General features: G+C 25.8%; 15 protein-coding genes. 3 read left to right on the forward strand and 12 right to left on the reverse strand.

Going from position 1 to position 16,620, the window contains the following annotated elements:
• The first annotated feature begins 1 nt into the window (after position 1).
• The gene (locus O212_RS0104635) at positions 2–1,000 is read left to right on the forward strand and encodes an ABC transporter ATP-binding protein (protein ID WP_024613976.1); all 999 of its coding nucleotides are present in this window, start codon (positions 2–4) and stop codon (positions 998–1,000) included.
• A 63-nt stretch (positions 1,001–1,063) separates the two neighbouring features.
• Here O212_RS0104635 and O212_RS0104640 read toward each other — a convergent pair whose 3' ends face one another.
• The 4 genes from O212_RS0104640 to O212_RS0104655 all read right to left on the reverse strand — a co-directional run bounded on the left by O212_RS0104640 (position 1,064) and on the right by O212_RS0104655 (position 5,366).
• Positions 1,064–2,626 carry an SPOCS domain-containing protein gene (locus tag O212_RS0104640; RefSeq protein WP_024613977.1) on the reverse strand — a complete coding sequence of 521 codons (1,563 nt, stop codon included), beginning with the start codon at positions 2,624–2,626 and terminating at the stop codon, positions 1,064–1,066.
• A 320-nt stretch (positions 2,627–2,946) separates the two neighbouring features.
• Positions 2,947–3,183 carry a Veg family protein gene (locus O212_RS0104645; RefSeq protein WP_024613978.1) on the reverse strand — a complete coding sequence of 79 codons (237 nt, stop codon included), beginning with the start codon at positions 3,181–3,183 and terminating at the stop codon, positions 2,947–2,949.
• 198 nt (positions 3,184–3,381) lie between these two features.
• Entirely contained in the window at positions 3,382–4,263 is an 882-nt protein-coding gene (yabG, locus tag O212_RS0104650) for a sporulation peptidase YabG (protein ID WP_024613979.1), read from the reverse strand.
• Positions 4,264–4,364: 101 nt separating this feature from the next.
• On the reverse strand, positions 4,365–5,366 hold the full coding sequence (locus tag O212_RS0104655) for a CotS family spore coat protein (protein ID WP_024613980.1): 1,002 nt from the start codon (positions 5,364–5,366) through the stop codon (positions 4,365–4,367).
• Between the two features lie 106 nt (positions 5,367–5,472).
• On the opposite strand from O212_RS0104655, the gene O212_RS0104660 reads away from it, so the two are divergent.
• Positions 5,473–6,594, forward strand: coding sequence for a glycosyltransferase family 1 protein (locus O212_RS0104660; RefSeq protein WP_024613981.1), 1,122 nt, complete (start codon positions 5,473–5,475; stop codon positions 6,592–6,594).
• Between the two features lie 25 nt (positions 6,595–6,619).
• Here the strand turns inward: O212_RS0104660 and O212_RS0104665 are convergent, their stop codons facing one another.
• From O212_RS0104665 to O212_RS0104675, 3 genes are read right to left on the reverse strand one after another with little or no spacing between them, the layout of a single operon-like run.
• Positions 6,620–7,669, reverse strand: a complete 1,050-nt coding sequence (locus O212_RS0104665; RefSeq protein ID WP_024613982.1) for a CotS family spore coat protein — start codon at positions 7,667–7,669, stop codon at positions 6,620–6,622.
• 11 nt (positions 7,670–7,680) lie between these two features.
• Positions 7,681–8,358 (reverse strand): hypothetical protein, encoded by a 678-nt coding sequence (locus O212_RS0104670; protein WP_024613983.1) that lies wholly within the window; start codon positions 8,356–8,358, stop codon positions 7,681–7,683.
• 15 nt (positions 8,359–8,373) lie between these two features.
• Complete coding sequence (locus tag O212_RS0104675; RefSeq protein WP_024613984.1) at positions 8,374–9,366, reverse strand: CotS family spore coat protein; 993 nt, start codon at positions 9,364–9,366, stop codon at positions 8,374–8,376.
• A gap of 122 nt (positions 9,367–9,488) precedes the next feature.
• On the opposite strand from O212_RS0104675, the gene O212_RS0104680 reads away from it, so the two are divergent.
• Positions 9,489–10,619: a glycosyltransferase family 1 protein gene (locus O212_RS0104680; protein WP_024613985.1), complete on the forward strand. Its 1,131-nt coding sequence runs from the start codon at positions 9,489–9,491 to the stop codon at positions 10,617–10,619.
• Here the strand turns inward: O212_RS0104680 and O212_RS0104685 are convergent.
• The 5 genes from O212_RS0104685 to O212_RS0104705 form a co-directional block, all read right to left on the reverse strand.
• Entirely contained in the window at positions 10,608–11,744 is a 1,137-nt protein-coding gene (locus O212_RS0104685) for an ABC transporter substrate-binding protein (protein ID WP_024613986.1), read from the reverse strand. The genes O212_RS0104680 and O212_RS0104685 overlap by 12 nt on opposite strands.
• A 19-nt stretch (positions 11,745–11,763) precedes the next feature.
• Positions 11,764–12,840, reverse strand: a complete 1,077-nt coding sequence (gene eutH, locus O212_RS0104690; protein WP_024613987.1) for an ethanolamine utilization protein EutH — start codon at positions 12,838–12,840, stop codon at positions 11,764–11,766.
• A gap of 17 nt (positions 12,841–12,857) precedes the next feature.
• Positions 12,858–14,219 (reverse strand): MATE family efflux transporter, encoded by a 1,362-nt coding sequence (locus O212_RS0104695; protein ID WP_024613988.1) that lies wholly within the window; start codon positions 14,217–14,219, stop codon positions 12,858–12,860.
• A 22-nt stretch (positions 14,220–14,241) separates the two neighbouring features.
• Entirely contained in the window at positions 14,242–15,108 is an 867-nt protein-coding gene (locus tag O212_RS0104700) for a DegV family protein (protein ID WP_024613989.1), read from the reverse strand.
• A 180-nt stretch (positions 15,109–15,288) separates the two neighbouring features.
• Entirely contained in the window at positions 15,289–16,620 is a 1,332-nt protein-coding gene (locus O212_RS0104705; RefSeq protein WP_024613990.1) for a 6-phospho-beta-glucosidase, read from the reverse strand.

Genomic DNA, 16,620 nt, shown 5'->3' on the forward strand with positions numbered 1-16,620 from the left:
TATGATAAATTCAAATAACATTGATAATTTAATAGAAGTAAAAAACTTAAAAAAATATTTTCTAGTTAGAAATAAATTTTTTTCTAGAAGTAAATTATATAATAAAGCAATTGATGATATATCTTTCTCTATAAAAAAGGGGAAAATTTTAGGATTAGTTGGTGAATCCGGATGTGGAAAATCTACAACTGGAAAAGCTATATTAAATTTAATAGAACCTACAGGCGGAAGTGTAAAATTCAATAATAAAGTTATTTTTGATGTTGATAAAAACATTAAACTTTCAAAAAAAGAGTTAAGTTCTATTCGAAAAGATATGCAAATAATATTTCAAGATCCTTATGGAAGCTTAGATCCTAAGATGACAATTAAAAATATAGTATCAGAAGGAATAAAAAAACATAAAATAATTCCTCCATCAGAAATCGAAAATAGATGTATAGAATTATTAAGCTTATGCGGAATGGATAAAAGTTGTTTAAATAAATATCCTCATGAATTTAGTGGTGGACAAAGGCAAAGAATTTGTATTGCAAGGGCATTATCACTTAATCCTCAATTTATAGTTTGTGATGAACCAACTGCTGCTTTAGATGTATCAATTCAATCTCAAATTTTAAATTTAATGTTAGATTTAAAAGAAAATTTTTCACTTACATATCTTTTTATCTCACATAATTTAAGTGTTGTTATGAATTTTTGTGATGATATATCTGTAATGTATTTAGGTATAATAGTTGAAAGTGCACCTACAAATGAATTAAGAGCAAATCCTCTTCACCCTTATACTAAAGTTTTAATTTCATCAATGCCAATAAGCCATCCTTTAGAAAAAAAACACAGAATTTTATTAAAAGGATCTATTCCAAATGGAACAAATATTCCAAATGGATGTAGATTTCATACAAGATGTCCATATTGTATGGAAATTTGTAAAGTAAAGTCCCCAAAATATAAAGAAATATCTCCTAACCACTCAGTAGCATGTCACTTGTTTTAAAAATTTTTCTAAATTTAATATAAAAAGAGAAGATATTTAAAAAATATCTTCTCAATATTATTTCTAAGCTATAACTCTACCTGGAATTAATAACTTATCTCCTATTTGTAAATTATCTACATCTTCTAATTCATTTAATTTTATTATTTCATCCATAGTTGTATTATATTTTTTTGCAAGCTTCCAAAGAGTATCACCAGAACCTACAACATATATTGTTATACTAGCCTTTTTCTTTATTTCTTCTCCTTCACCTTCAACAACATCATTTATAAATTCTTTTTTAACTTCAAATAAAACTTTAACAGTTGTAATAACAGTTGCTTTTATTGCTATTGTATTAGCTTCTATGGATGCCTCCATATTTTCTATACAAGATTTAACTATAGCTTTCATATTTTCATCTGTTCCATTTGTTTCTACAGATATATTAAAAGGAATATCTCCAGAAACTTTATCTAAATAATTTTCTTCATCATTAGTCTTATATATTACATTAGCTTTTATATATCCACCAATTACAACTTTATCTTTAACAACAGATTTTTCTGTTACTATAATATTACCTGAATATGTTATTATTTTTTCAGGCATCATATCTCCTTCATTGATGTATATATTATCTTTTACTACAATCTCATTATTATAAATTCCTTGAAGCATTCCCATTTCATATTCATCTTTAACTATATTAACTGGAAATTTAGGTGAATATGCATCTGTTATAACATCAATATTCTTTTTACTGAATACTTTTATATTACAACTAACTAATACTTCAGTATTAACTATTCTTGATTCACCTAAATCATCTTCTTCAATATTTACATCTTTATTTTTTATATTATAATCTGCAATAACTTGCATATCTGGTGTAACACCTGGAACTTCTAATTCTTTTGATAAATATATACTATCTTCTAAACAAAATACTTCTCTACTTTCATTACTTAAATAAGCCATAAAAAGTTTGCAATAACATCCACAGTATACTTTATCTTCACCAACTTTTATTTCCTTTTTATAAAGTTCCATATTAGACTTTAATACTTTTGCAATTTGTGGTTTGTCCATACTTACTCTAATAATAGACTTTCCTGTTATATCCACATTTTCATTTGCACTTGTATTATTTATAACTTCATTTTTCTTAAGTATTTCAATTCTCTCATCGCCTTCAATATCTTTTATTAATTCTAATTCTCTACCTTTATATATTTCCCAATTAAAATTAAGGACTCCATCAATAGAAACTTTTCTTTCATTTATTATTTGAGCTTCAATATGTTCTACTTTACATTCTACTTCACACACTAATCTATGTTCAGCTTCATCTAGATCCAAAATATTATTAAATTTTTGAGAATACTTTACAGATGAAACTACCATTTCTTCTTCCTTTGCTAAATAAAGTACAGTATAATCAACTTTGCCTTCTACATTAATTTTATCTCCAACTGTTTCTTTAGATAATATATAAGGATTAGCTTCTACCATAAGAACTTTTTCAACATCTGGATGAGTATCTGGAATTAAATATTCTTCATTTAACATAGTTGTAGTATTGCTTTCTCTTAATAACTGTTCAAATTGAACACTTTCTTTTATAACATCTATTTTTGACATCTTGATTCCTCCCTATAAACTTCCTACTACTATGTATATAAAAATATTCAAAATCTATTACTAATGTGATGATTATTTTTATAAAATAAATAAAATAATATCCTATTTAAGGGAAAAATTTATATATATAATTCGCCAAAAAATTTTTTCGTTTTTTTGTTGACAAAAGTATTTTTTTGTCGTAATATAGTAAATGGTTATTGACCATATAACCTCTCATAAATTCTCAATACCCTTTTATACCATAGTTGAAAGATGGAAACCCACCATCTTTCTTTTTTTTTGCATAAAAAAACTTCGAATTAAATCGAAGTTTTTTTCTAACCTGGAAAATGTAATTGTACTGTTTGAGTTAACACATCTGAATAACTGTATGTCACGGTTCTTTGGGTGTCGTCATCTAATCTTATTACAAATATACTTGGATAAATACTTTCTAAAACACCATCGTTAACAAGGATTTTCTTTCTCCCTCCATTGGCCTTTAAAGTAACTTTTTCTCCAAGGTGTCCCTCAATACTTTTTTTAATTGAAGCAATTGTTCTAATACTTTCCATAAAAAAACACCCTCTTTCTTTTAATATTATACCATTTTTTTGAATTGATTTCAAGTAAAATTTTAATTTTAACACTTTACTTTTATATTGTCAATATTTTTTTAATATTTCACTTACTTTTTTATTGTTTGTATATGTCATACATTTTATACATATTAAATTTAATTAAATAAAAAGGGAAATTAAAAAATTCCCCTTTTATATTATATATTCTGACTTTGGATAACCCTCTCTATATTTTCCTCTTGTTTGTAATCCTCCAACACCTTTTATTCCTGTTATTGTATTTTCTATAACATCTTTTATAGAAACTACTTCTGTTATTTTTGTATAGGCTAACTTTTCGCAAACAAATACAGGATCTAAACAATGAATTAAAACTCTACTTGGAGATGATGCAAAATTTGCACCAGCATCTAACATACATTCATAACAACTTTGACACGCTCCTGCAAAAATTATTAATTCATCATAACTAGAGTTATAATCTCTAAGTGCTTTAACTGCATCTCTATAAAAAATTGAATTTCTATAATTATTTAAGTCTAAATAATCTCTTGTCCCCCTTAAAACTCCATCATGACCTGTTAAAACTACTATATCTGGTTTTATCTTTTTAACTAATTCAACTATTTTTTTAGGTTGTTCCCATTCTGGTATTGATACACCAACTGCATCTAAAGATAATTGTTTATATACTTTTAAGCAAGTATCCATATATTCCTTATCCCCATCTACATGAAGTATCTTTCCTGGTCTTCCAAAAACTAATTCATCACTACTTTTACTTTTTTTTATAGTTTTACTTGCTCTTAACATACCATGTTTTGCAATTTCTCCTCTTGATGATATTGCAGATTTTAATGCTGCATTAACTCTACTATTTAAAATTTTATCCTTTTCCCCTGAATAATCATCTGATACTTTTTCTAAATCATCAACACTAGCATCTGCAATTATTCGTATATTAATTCCTTTCAATATATAACGTATTTCTCCGTCCTCTTCTTTTATATCTATAACTTTGAAAGTTATATCTTTATCATATGATTTTCTTACAACCACATCTCCTACAACCATAATTTCCTCTTAAATATTATTTATCATTTTATTATATGTATTAACCTAATGTTATGTTTTTATAAAATTAAAATAAAGGGCTGCTATCAAACAGCCCTTTTTTATTTAATATCATATTCTTCTTTAAATTTATTTAGAAAACTTAAATAATTTTCTTTTTCATCTATTATATTTTGAAGTTTCTTCGCAAAAGTATTTTGTCCCCAATTAACTTCATTATAATAATATCTATTTGCTAATCTCCAATATCTTTGTGGAAATTGTAAGTATGCATATAAAACTTTATATTCATCTTCTCTTAACGGAGATACCATATTATAAGATTCTATTATAGCCTTTCCATATTCAAAATCCCAATTAACTCGCTTTAAAACTTTTGTCATAAAGTTTGATATATCAAATACTCTTATTTCTCTTTTACAGTAGTCAAAGTCTATAACATTAACATTATCATCCTTATCAATTATTATATTATGATAAGTAAAATCATGGTGACAAAAACTCTTATCCATTTCAGCAATTTCACAAAGCGCCATATAATTTGAACTTTCTAATGTTTTAAATGCTTCTCTTCCCATTTCTTTATAAAATTCCATTGATTTAATATATATCAAATCAAAATCACTTTTATGATGTTTTTTTCTAACCATATCTCTCATTTTGTCTAGTGATTTAACTCTCTTTTGCATAAGATTTACCCATCTTCCTAAATCACTCTTTAATTTTGAATTTTCAGGTGGATCATATCCTTTTGATGTTTCATGCAATTTTGCTAATGTTTTTGCAGCAATCTTAACATCTTCTATTTCATGAAAGTCACATTCTCTTCCTTCAATCCAATTAGATAGTGTATATAAATCTTCATTTACTAATGCATAAGGCTCTCCATCAGTATTTAAAAAATATCTATCTATTTTATCAAATCCATTTTTTATTAAATGTTCTTTAGCTCCACATACAAATAATAATTTTTGTGGTCCATAATTTATTTTCTTTAAACACCTTTCACCTTTATTTGTTTTTAAATAATATACGCCTTTGCTTGCCTTTAGAGTTTCTATTTCTATGTCGAATTGTCTTTCTATTTCAAACTCTCTCATCATTTTAACCACCCCCTTAATATTTATATGTACATTATATTTATTTTATTAACATTTTTTACCTTATAAAAATATAATAAAATTAACAACAATTTGAAAGGATTCAATCATGAGAGTTGGAATTGATGGAAGAGCTGCAAAATGGTATAGAGGTACTGGAATAGGAACTTATACCCACCAATTAATACAAAGCTTAAATAATATAGATTTTAATAATGATTATTTGATTTTTACCCCTGAAAATCCTGAACTTAAAAATTTAAATAGAAACTTTAAAATTGAAAAGGTTGATGAATTACTTAGCGAAAATTTTTGGGATGAGGTTAGAGTTCCAAATATTTTATCAAGTAGTAGCATGGAAATATATCACGTTCCTCAAAATGGTGTTGGACTATCAGATAATATAAATTGTAAAAAGGTAATTACATTACATGATATAATTCCACTTAAAATGCCCGAAACAGTTAGTAAGAAATATTTAAAAATTTTTAATGATGATATGCCAAAAATATTAGACCAATGTGATGGAATTATAACAGTTTCAGAGTTTTCAAAAAGTGATATTCATAAAGAATTTAATTTCCCAAATGAAAAAATATTTGTTACTCATTTAGCTGCGGAAGAAATTTATAGACCACTTGGAAAACATCAATGTAAAAGAATATTAGAAAACAAATATAGTATAAAATCTGATTTTATATTATATGTTGGTGGTTTTAGCCCTAGGAAAAATATATTAGGACTTATAGAAGCATATTCTTTACTACCTAAACCTTATAGAAAAAATACTAAGTTAGTTATAACAGGGAAAAAAGGATTTTCCTATAACCTTTATTTAAATAGAAGTAGAGAACTTAATGTTTATAATGATGTTATATTTACAGATTTTATTCAATTAGAAGATTTACCTTATTTTTATAATGCATCTGAAATGTTAGTTTATCCTTCTTTTTATGAAGGATTTGGACTACCTCCAATAGAAGCTATGGCTTGTGGAACTCCAGTTATAACTTCTAATGTAACTTCATTACCTGAAGTATGTTATGATTCTGCATTATTTATAAATCCTCATGATCCTCATGAATTAAGCCATGCTATGGAAAGAGTTTTAAGCGATAGTCTACTTGTACTTGCTATGGTAAAAAAATCTTTTACTAGAAGCAGACAATTCTCATGGGAAAAAACAGCTAAAAATACTTTAGCTGCATATAATACTATAATAAACGAATAAAAAAGGGTGCAAATTTGCACCCTTTTTATTTAGATAATTCTTCTTCATAAAGCATTTTATAATCATTTAAAAACTTTATTCTAAATATATCATTTTCTAACTTTGTTTTAAATCTATGAAGGAATATTTCTTCATCCCATTCCTTATTTTTATGATAATAAGATTTTATTATAGAATATATATCTCTTGGGAAACTCATAAATATATAAATTAATTTATACTCTCCTTCTGTAAGTGGTATTGTTTTATTGTAAGTATCTATAATTTTTTTACACTTTTCAATACTAAATGCACTATTTTTTATCCACTTTAATATAAAGTCTGCAATATCTAACGCTCTTAAATCAACTGTTGAATAATCTAAATCTATTATATTTACTCCTGAATCATTTATTATAAAATTATGATTTGCAAGATCATTATGACAAAGGGATATAAACTTATCATCTTCTATAAGCTTCTCATATTCACTAATCCAAAGCATATCTCTGGCTTTTGATAATTCAAATATATATTCATCACAAGTTTCAATAAATAATTCATCAAACTGATTTTTATAATTATATAATTTAACCCATCTTTTTATATCCAATAAATCTTCTTCTGCTTCTTTATAATAATTAAATAAATCCTCTCCATATATACACATAGTATTTTTTGTATTTAAATAATTAGTTATTCCATAAGATGCTTTATGAAGCTTTGCAACCGCATCAATACACATTTCAAGTTCTAAAGGATTATTTATAGATGCCTCTCTTCCTTCTATTAAATCCATTAATATATAATTTTCACCATTCCAATTTATAAATTCCTTATCTTTATTTAGCTTATTCATACTCATTATATTTTTAAAATCATCATGAACATATTCAATAGCTCTTCCTATAAAGTTTATTTTATCTTCATTATAATCAACTTTTTTTAAAAGTTTTTTACCATCTTCTGTTGTTAACATAAATAATTTTCTAAGTGGTGTAACATCTAAAATATTTATTCCAATTTCATCAAAGAATTTTTTACTAAGGTCATATCTACAAAGATTTTTTCTTTCTGAGTATCTATCTTTCCCCATAATAGTCCTCCTTAAAATTCAAGTTCCTTTTCTACAATCTTCTTAATATCATCCTTACAGTCATTTAAATTAAATCTATTTTTATATAAATATTTAATGCTCTCATGCGGAATATTAACTATGCAATTTATATAGTCAAAACTTTCTTTACTTAAATTATTCTTTTTCACATACTCTTCTGAATAAGCTATTAAATCATCTTTCTTAAATCTCTTTTTTATTTTTAAAAGGTAATTTATAAAATCTTCCTCAATTATATTAAATGAAATCTTTTTAATTTTGCCAACTTCAACCTTTTCCGTTACTCTTAAATTTGCCTCATCAACTTTTTCTATACACATTTCATCTTTATTCATACCTCTTTTATATATATTTTCAAGGTATAACTTATCTAATTTATCAAGCTCAATTTTTGTCCTAGCAAGTACTAATCTTCCATAAAAATCATTTTTTGATATAGCATTTTCTAATTTTTTATTAGTAACAATTAGCCTATCTACTCTTTTACCTATTTCACTTAATATACTATTTTTTTCTATTGCATGATATCCCATAAGAACATTTTGTAATTTAATAATTACATCAATTTGTGATGATACATTTATTTTAGAAGTACTCTTTTTAAAATAATCTCCAATTAAATATACATCTTTTTCTAGTAAATAATTTTTTAAAGCTATCTCATTCATTCACTTCTCCCCTTATCAAAAAAATTTTTCTATAAACTCATCTCTATATTTTCTGTCTTCTAAATATTTATTAAGCTTACTTAAAATAAATTCCTCTCCCCATGGTTGTTGTTCCCAATACATTTGAAGTCCTCTTTGCCAAAAATCTTGAGGAAATCTTATAAATTCTTTTATAAGGTTTAATTCTTCTCCAGTTACCTCTATATTTTCTGAATAACTTTCCAATATTAAATTTGCTCTCTTTTCATCCCATCTATTATATTTCATAGCCCTTATAAGTAATGATGCTAAATCATGAATATGACTATCTAATATACAATAATCAAAATCTATTATTTTAATTTCATTATTTTTTCCTATTAAAACATTATGATTTGCATAATCATGATGACAAAACTCTCTCTTTAACATATGCTTTTCCATTATCTGAACATAATTACTATTTATAAGCCCATTAATACTTTTATCTGCAATTTCTAATTGTTCTTCTAAATTTTCTAAAAATACTTCATCAAACTTATTTTTATAAGTTTTTCTATTTATTATATTAGCAAAATCAATTATTTCTTCTTTTCTAGTTTTAAATACATTAATCCATGAAAACCAATATATTCTTGGTCTCATTCTAGGAGTTATAGTAAAATCCCTACTTGCTAAATGTAATTTGGATAATTCTTTAGATAAACTTTTAAGCTCATTTAAATCGTTATGATTGCTTACTCTTGATTCAAACCATTCTGTTAAATATCCATATCCCCCATCATCTAATTCAACATAATCCAAACCTTTATTTGTCTTAATTATATTGAGTACACTATCTAAGCCTTTATTATTTAAATGTTTTATAGATGAGATTATATAATATGAATGTCCAAATTCATAATTTAAAACTTTAAAGCAATACCCATTATCTCCATTTATTTTATAAGTATTTTTATGTCTTACAATATTTTTAACTTCTATTCCATATTCCCTTTCAATAACTAACTTCACACTATTTTCACACATAAACTACACTCCAGTGATTATTCATTTTTCATTATATGAGTTCATTTAATTTAATGTGATTTCATTCACAAAATATGTTATTCATAATATTTTATAATATATAGCTAATTCGAGGTGTTTTAATGAAAATATGTATAGATTCTAGAAGTATTAATTTACATGGTGGTACAGGAATAGGCACTTATACTAAAAATTTAATTTCTGAAATGATTAATTTAGATAAAGACTCATTATTTACACTTATATGGACAGGGCAAGTTGATTCAAGCTTTATAAACAATAATACAGAACTTGTTCATTGTTCAGGAAGACACTCTAACTTTTTTGATAAATATTATATTCCAAATCTTATATTAGAAAAAAATTTAGAATTATATCATATTCCTCAAAATGGCATTGGTTCACCATTAACTGAAAACATAAATACTGTAGTTACAATTCACGATTTAATTCCATATATAATGCCTGAAACAGTTGGACAATCATATTTAAAAAGATTTCTAAAAACCATGCCAGATATAATAGAAAATTCGAAAGGTATAATTACAGTTTCAGAATACTCCAAAAGAGATATTTTAAAATTTTTCAAAGGTTATCCAGAAGATAAAATATTTGTTACTCATTTATCCACAAATTCCGAATTTTATCCTCGTGATAAGGAAATATCAAGAAAAATTGTGAATAACAACTATAATTTTGATACTCCATATTTATTGTATATAGGAGGTTTTAGTGCTAGAAAAAATGTAAAAGGAATACTTGATGCATTTAAAAGGATAAAAGGAGACCTAACTAAAAAATATAAACTACTATTAGTAGGTTCATTAAAAGATGAAGGACTTAATTTGAAAAAGTATGCCGAGGATTTAAATATTATTGATGATATAGTATTTACAGGCTTTGTTGAAGATTCATTTCTTCCAACTTTATATAGCGGTGCTGACTTATTTGTATATCCTTCTTATTACGAAGGCTTTGGTCTTCCTCCTCTTGAAGCAATGAGTTGCAAAACTGCAGTTATAACATCAAATACAACATCAATACCAGAAGTTACAAATGACTGTGCCATCCTTATTAATCCTGCAAACAATGATAGCTTATCTCAAAATATATTTAAACTTCTAGAAAATACAGAAGAAAGAGTTAAACTAGAAGAAAAAGCATATAAAAGAAGCCTCCAATTTTCTTGGAGGCAAACAGCATTTAATACACTTAATGCTTATGAAGAAGTTTTAAAATCTTTAATTCAATAATTCTTTTTTTATTTCTTCATATAACTTATAATTTTTAATTTTTGGAGCCTTCTTTGATATGTTACTCATAACAACAAGAGGGCTCTTTCCTATGAAATTTTTCATTCCATTTTCTATTTCTTTACTATTATAAGCATAAACATAGCTTGGAAATAAATCTCCTTTAATAGCATAATCTAAAGCTATATCTGTATTTGTAATCATATATTCTAAAAAACTCTCAATAACATCCTTATTTTTTTCATCTTTATTTATAACAAATGCACTATATCCATCTGATACAAAAAATTTATTTGAACCAATCTTGTAAGCAGGAGGATCATTAGCAGTCCATTCACATTTTTTATCTAAGTTCTTAAGTATTTTCATAGTATTTATTGATGAAACTATCGCAAAAAAATCATCATTTTCTCTTGCTAACACTTTATTATCATTTAAGTTTTTATAATCTTTTTTTACAGCTTTTATAATATCCTCTTTACTACTGTAATAATCCATGTTTTGCATAGTAAGAAGCTCTATAAGGTCGTTATAATCTTTACCTATTACACTTAATCCCTTATACTTTCCTTTGCTTTTTTCGTAAATACTTTTTGATATTTTTATAAAATCATCCCATGTATTTATATCAGAACTTGTATATCCATACTCTTTTAATATATCTTCTCTTAAATATAATACTAAAGGATTAGTTGTTAATGGAATTCCAACTTCTTTTCCATCAATAGTTACTTTTTGAAGACTACTTTGTGTAAAATTTCTTTTATATGTATTTAACAAATCACCTTCACCTTCAAAATTTATATTATAATTTTTTTTCAAATAATTTGTTTCATCACTATTTAAGATTGCTATATTAGGAGAATTTTCATCTTTACTTGCTTTAACTTTATTCTCTAAATCTTTTATATTATCTATACGCTCAACATTTATTTTAGTCTTACTATGTCCATTCATATAACTTTCAGCTAGATTAGATACATATTCATTAGTCTTACTATCAGTAATTACAGTCATAGTTCCACTTACAATATTTTCTCTATCTCTACTAAAAAAGTTTATTATAAGTATAGAAACAATTACTGTAATTATAGCTATTATTACAGTTTTTACTTTATTATTCATAAAATCAACCCTTCTAAAACTATGATTTAACTTTTTTATTTAAATATATCATAGCTACAATCAATGCTAATATTCCACAAAATAATTTTGTGACTATATAAATTCCTATAACCTCCTTTGCCTCACTTGCCACAAAGCCAAGTTGTCCACCAAGCACATATGCCCCACTAACTGAAAAAGCACTACATAATATTTTTCCTCTATTATCTAACTTATCAAATGAAGTAAATATTATTATTGCTGATGCTAAGCTTCCAATTAACGCTGTTATAGAATATTTATTTACTGAAAATCTATTAGCTATATTTTGTAAATACTTATTTAAACATCTATTTATAATTTCTAACATTACATATGCTCCGCCTAAAAATATAGCAATATTCCCTACTATGGATAACGTATCTTTAAGTGGCATTAATTCTTTAAAAATAATAACACCTGATATTTGTTGAAAGCCTACAATAGCAAATCCAAATATACTTAAAAATAAAATTCCTTTTGAAAGTTTGCTTAATATTTTTATTGTTAAATCCTTAAAGTAAACTATACCTATAATCATAATAAATGAAATTACAAATAATGGAATTAAATTTAATAATATAATATTGATAGGTATTTTAAAAAATAGTCCTGCTAAAAATAATCCTAATGGAATAACTGACATACCAAATATAATTCCTAAGAAAAATTCTTTTAAACTATCCTTTTTTATAATTCCAAGAGCAAGTGGCAGGGTGAAACTTAAAGTACACCCTAATATAGACGCCATTAAAACTCCTGAAAAATAAACCATATTACTATTTAGTGCTATATCATTTGCTATACTAAATGCTCCCATATCAATAGCAATTACAGTTGATACAAATATAGATGGATCTATACTTATATAATTTGAAATTGGTGTTAATGCATTTTGAATCCAAGTTGCAATAACTGGAGTTAAAGATATAATTCCAACCATTGATATAGCTAAAGCTCCCATATTTTTTATGCCTTCTTCAAAGCATATTCCAAGTTTAAATTTATTTCCTAAAAAGTAGTCAACTGCTCCTATTATAAAAAAAACAGCAATTATATATAATATTATATTTTCCATAAACCCCTCTTCTAACTTTATCCTTCAGATACTAAATTTTTTATCCATTTTCTTGAAGATATTCTTTTGAAACAAGCAATCCCCTTAGTTATTTCTTCAAATGTACAAAGAGCATAAACTAAATAAACTGGTAATTTAAAAACAAATGCTCCTAACAATGCAAGAGGTACACCTATGCACCACATAGTTATACTTTCTATAAGAAATGAAGCTTTAACATCTCCTCCACCTCTCATTACTCCTACTATTGATATTATATTATAAACTCTTATTACCATAACTATAGATGTTGCATATATTATATACCTTGACCAAATCTTAACTTGTTCTGAAACATCATATATAGATATAATTGAATTTGCACAAAGAGATAATGCTATTGCTATAATAAGTCCTATTAAACATCCAAGCTTAATACAATTTTTTCCGTACTCATCAGCCCTTTCTTCATCTCCCTTTCCAACTTGTGCTCCAACCATAACTAAAGCAGCATTTCCTATACCAAAAATAATTACCATAAATAAATTATTTATAGTTGTAGCTATTTGTACTGATGCAATTGCTTGAGTTCCTATTCTTCCATAAATAATATTATACATAACAGCTCCAAATCCCCAACATGCCTCATTTAAAACAACAGGAAGAACTGTTAAATATACTTTCTTTACGAAAGATGATTCAAATAAAAATAATTCTTTTAACTTTCCTGATAAAATATCATTACTATAATAAACATAACCTATAGTTATTAAAAACTCAATTATTCTTGCTATTAATGTAGCAATTGCTGCACCCTTAACACCAAGTTCTGGCATTCCAAAGTGTCCAAATATAAGTATATAATTAAGCACAGTATTTGTTACTAAGGCAATTGAACTTGCTATCATAGGTATAGTTGTTTTTTCTATACACCTTAGTGCTATTCCATAATTAAATGTAATTGTAGTAAATATATAACTTAGTGATACTATTATAAGATAATCGGCTCCAAGTTTTATAACCTCTGAATCCTTATTAAATATTCCCATTATTCCTTCTGGAAACATTTGAGCTATTATAGTAAATATACTACCTATTACAATTGCACATATAATTCCTATCCCAACTAATTTTTTAATACTCTTATCATCTTTCTTTCCAAAGTATTGAGATATAAAAATTCCTATTCCACTAAATAATCCCATCATCAATATACTAAGTAAGAAAAAGTATTGATTTGCTATTCCAACAGCTGCAATTTCATTTTCTCCAAGTTTACCAATCATCATAGTATCTACTATATTTAAAGATGATGTTATAAAATTTTGTATAACAATAGGTAGTGCTATAATAGCAACCTTTTTATAAAATGATTTATCTATATTCAATATTTTATTCATTCTAGCCCCCCCTTTTTTATTTCTAACTTTTAGTATAATATGCAATACCTATGCTTCCCGGACCAACATGTAATCCAATAATAGGTCCAATAGATTGTACAATTATATTTATTTCTATACCTTTCTCTTTTAACTTATCTTGTATTTCATTTTTTAATTTATTTCCATCTTCTATACAATTTATATGATGTACTGTAATTCCACCAATTTCTTTTTCTTCAATATCTTCAAACATTTGATTTATCATAGTATTTATTGCTTTTTTTCTTGTTCTAACTTTTTCAAAAACTGTAGTTTTACCATCTACTACAGTAAGTATTGGAACAATCTTTAATATAGTTCCAAAAAGTGCAGCAGCACCTCCAATTCTTCCACCTTTTTTTAAATATTTAAGTGTTTCTGGTATAAATAAAAATCTACTATTTTCAATAACATTTTCTGCTTTAGCTACAACTTCTGATATATCTGCCCCTGATTTAGCAGCCTTTGCAGCTTCAATTACAGCATAACCCATTTGCATACAGTTACTTCTTGAATCTAAGATTTCTATTTCTGCATTTTCATATTCTTCTAATATCATATCTTTAATCATCTTGGCTGATTGATAAGTTCCACTCATATCTGATGATATAAATATTCCTACAACTTTATCACCTTGTTTTATAATGTTTTCAAATGTTTCTTTCACTTCTGATACAGTAGGTTGTGATGATGTTGGTATTTCTCCACTTTCATCCATTCTTTTAAAGAATTCTTCATTTGTTAAATCTAATTCCCTATAACCTTGTCCATCAAATATTACACTTAATGAAATTACTTCTATACCTAATTCTTCTCTAATATTTTTAGGTATATAACTAGTACTATCAGTTACTACTTTTACACTCATTTTTACCTCCAAAATTTATAATTAAAATTATATAAATAAAATTATATCATAATCATTTAATTAAAAAACTCTATAATATCAATTAAAATATTCTTTAAATAATTTTATTCTTATTATAAAATTTTTATATTTAATCTAAAAAAAGATGCAATATTAATTGCATCTTTTAAACTTTAATTTTTATTTATCAAAATACCATTTAAATTGTGGTAAGTAATCTTTATGAGCTTCTAATAATTCATTTAAAAGAGTTTTAGCCATTTTTTCTGATGGTATTAATGGATTTATACAAAGAGCCATTAAAGCTTTATTGTAATCTCCACTTACTGCTGCATCAACAACTAATCTTTCAAAAGATTTTATTGTTTGTATTAATCCATTTACTTCTACTGGTATTTTACCCATAGCTATAGGCTTTGGCCCATCTTTTGTTATAATACATGATACCTCAACTGCAGAATCATCATCTAACCCTTCTATAGACCCATTATTTCTTACATCAATAGGTTGTATATCTCCCATATCGTTGTAAATTGAATATATTAATCTGCAAGCAGCATCTGAATAATATGCTCCTCCACGTTTTTCAAGTTGTGGTGGTTTTACATCCAATTTTTCATCTTTATATAATTCAAAAAGATCAGCCTCTAATCTTTTAACTACTTCAGCTCTTGTTTCACCTTTTGAAAATTCTTTTAATTCATCTTCAAGCATATCAGCTGTTTGGAAATAATATCTATGATATGGACAAGGCATCATTCCTAATGATTTTATAAAATCAGCATCCCATTCAAAGTCTTTTATATTTTTAACTATTGATCCTAATTTTCCTTCAGCTATCGCATCAATAACTTTATTAGTTACATTTTCTCCATCAACATAAATATTTTTACCAAACACCATATGATTTAATCCAAAGAAATCAAATCTTACTCTTGAATGATCAACACCTAACATATTAGCTGCTGCCTTTTCCATTCCTATTGGTACATTACAAAGTCCTATAACTTTTTTGTTTATTCCATACCTTATTAATGCTTCTGTAACCATACCTGCTGGATTTGAGAAATTTATAATCCAAGCATTTGGACAAAGTTCTGACATATCTTTATCTATATCTAATATTACAGGAATTGTTCTTAAGGCTTTAAACATGCCGCCTGCACCATTGGTTTCTTGTCCTATTATTCCATGACTTAATGGTATTCTTTCATCTTTAATTCTTGCATCTAAAAGTCCAACTCTAATTTGTGTTGTAACAAAGTCTGCATCCTTTAAAGCTTCTCTTCTATCTAATGTTAAATGTATCTCCATTGGAATTCCTGCTTTTTTAACCATTCTCTTTGCAAGATTTCCTACTATCTCAAGCTTTTCTTTTCCTTCTTCTATATCAACAAGCCATAATTCTCTTACTGGAAGTTTATCATATCTTTTTATAAATCCTTCTACCAATTCTGGAGTATAACTTGAACCTCCACCTATAGTAACAATCTTTATTCCTTTGTTATTCAT

The organism is Clostridium sp. Ade.TY (assembly GCF_000498355.1).
Taxonomy (GTDB): Bacteria; Bacillota; Clostridia; order Clostridiales; family Clostridiaceae; genus Clostridium.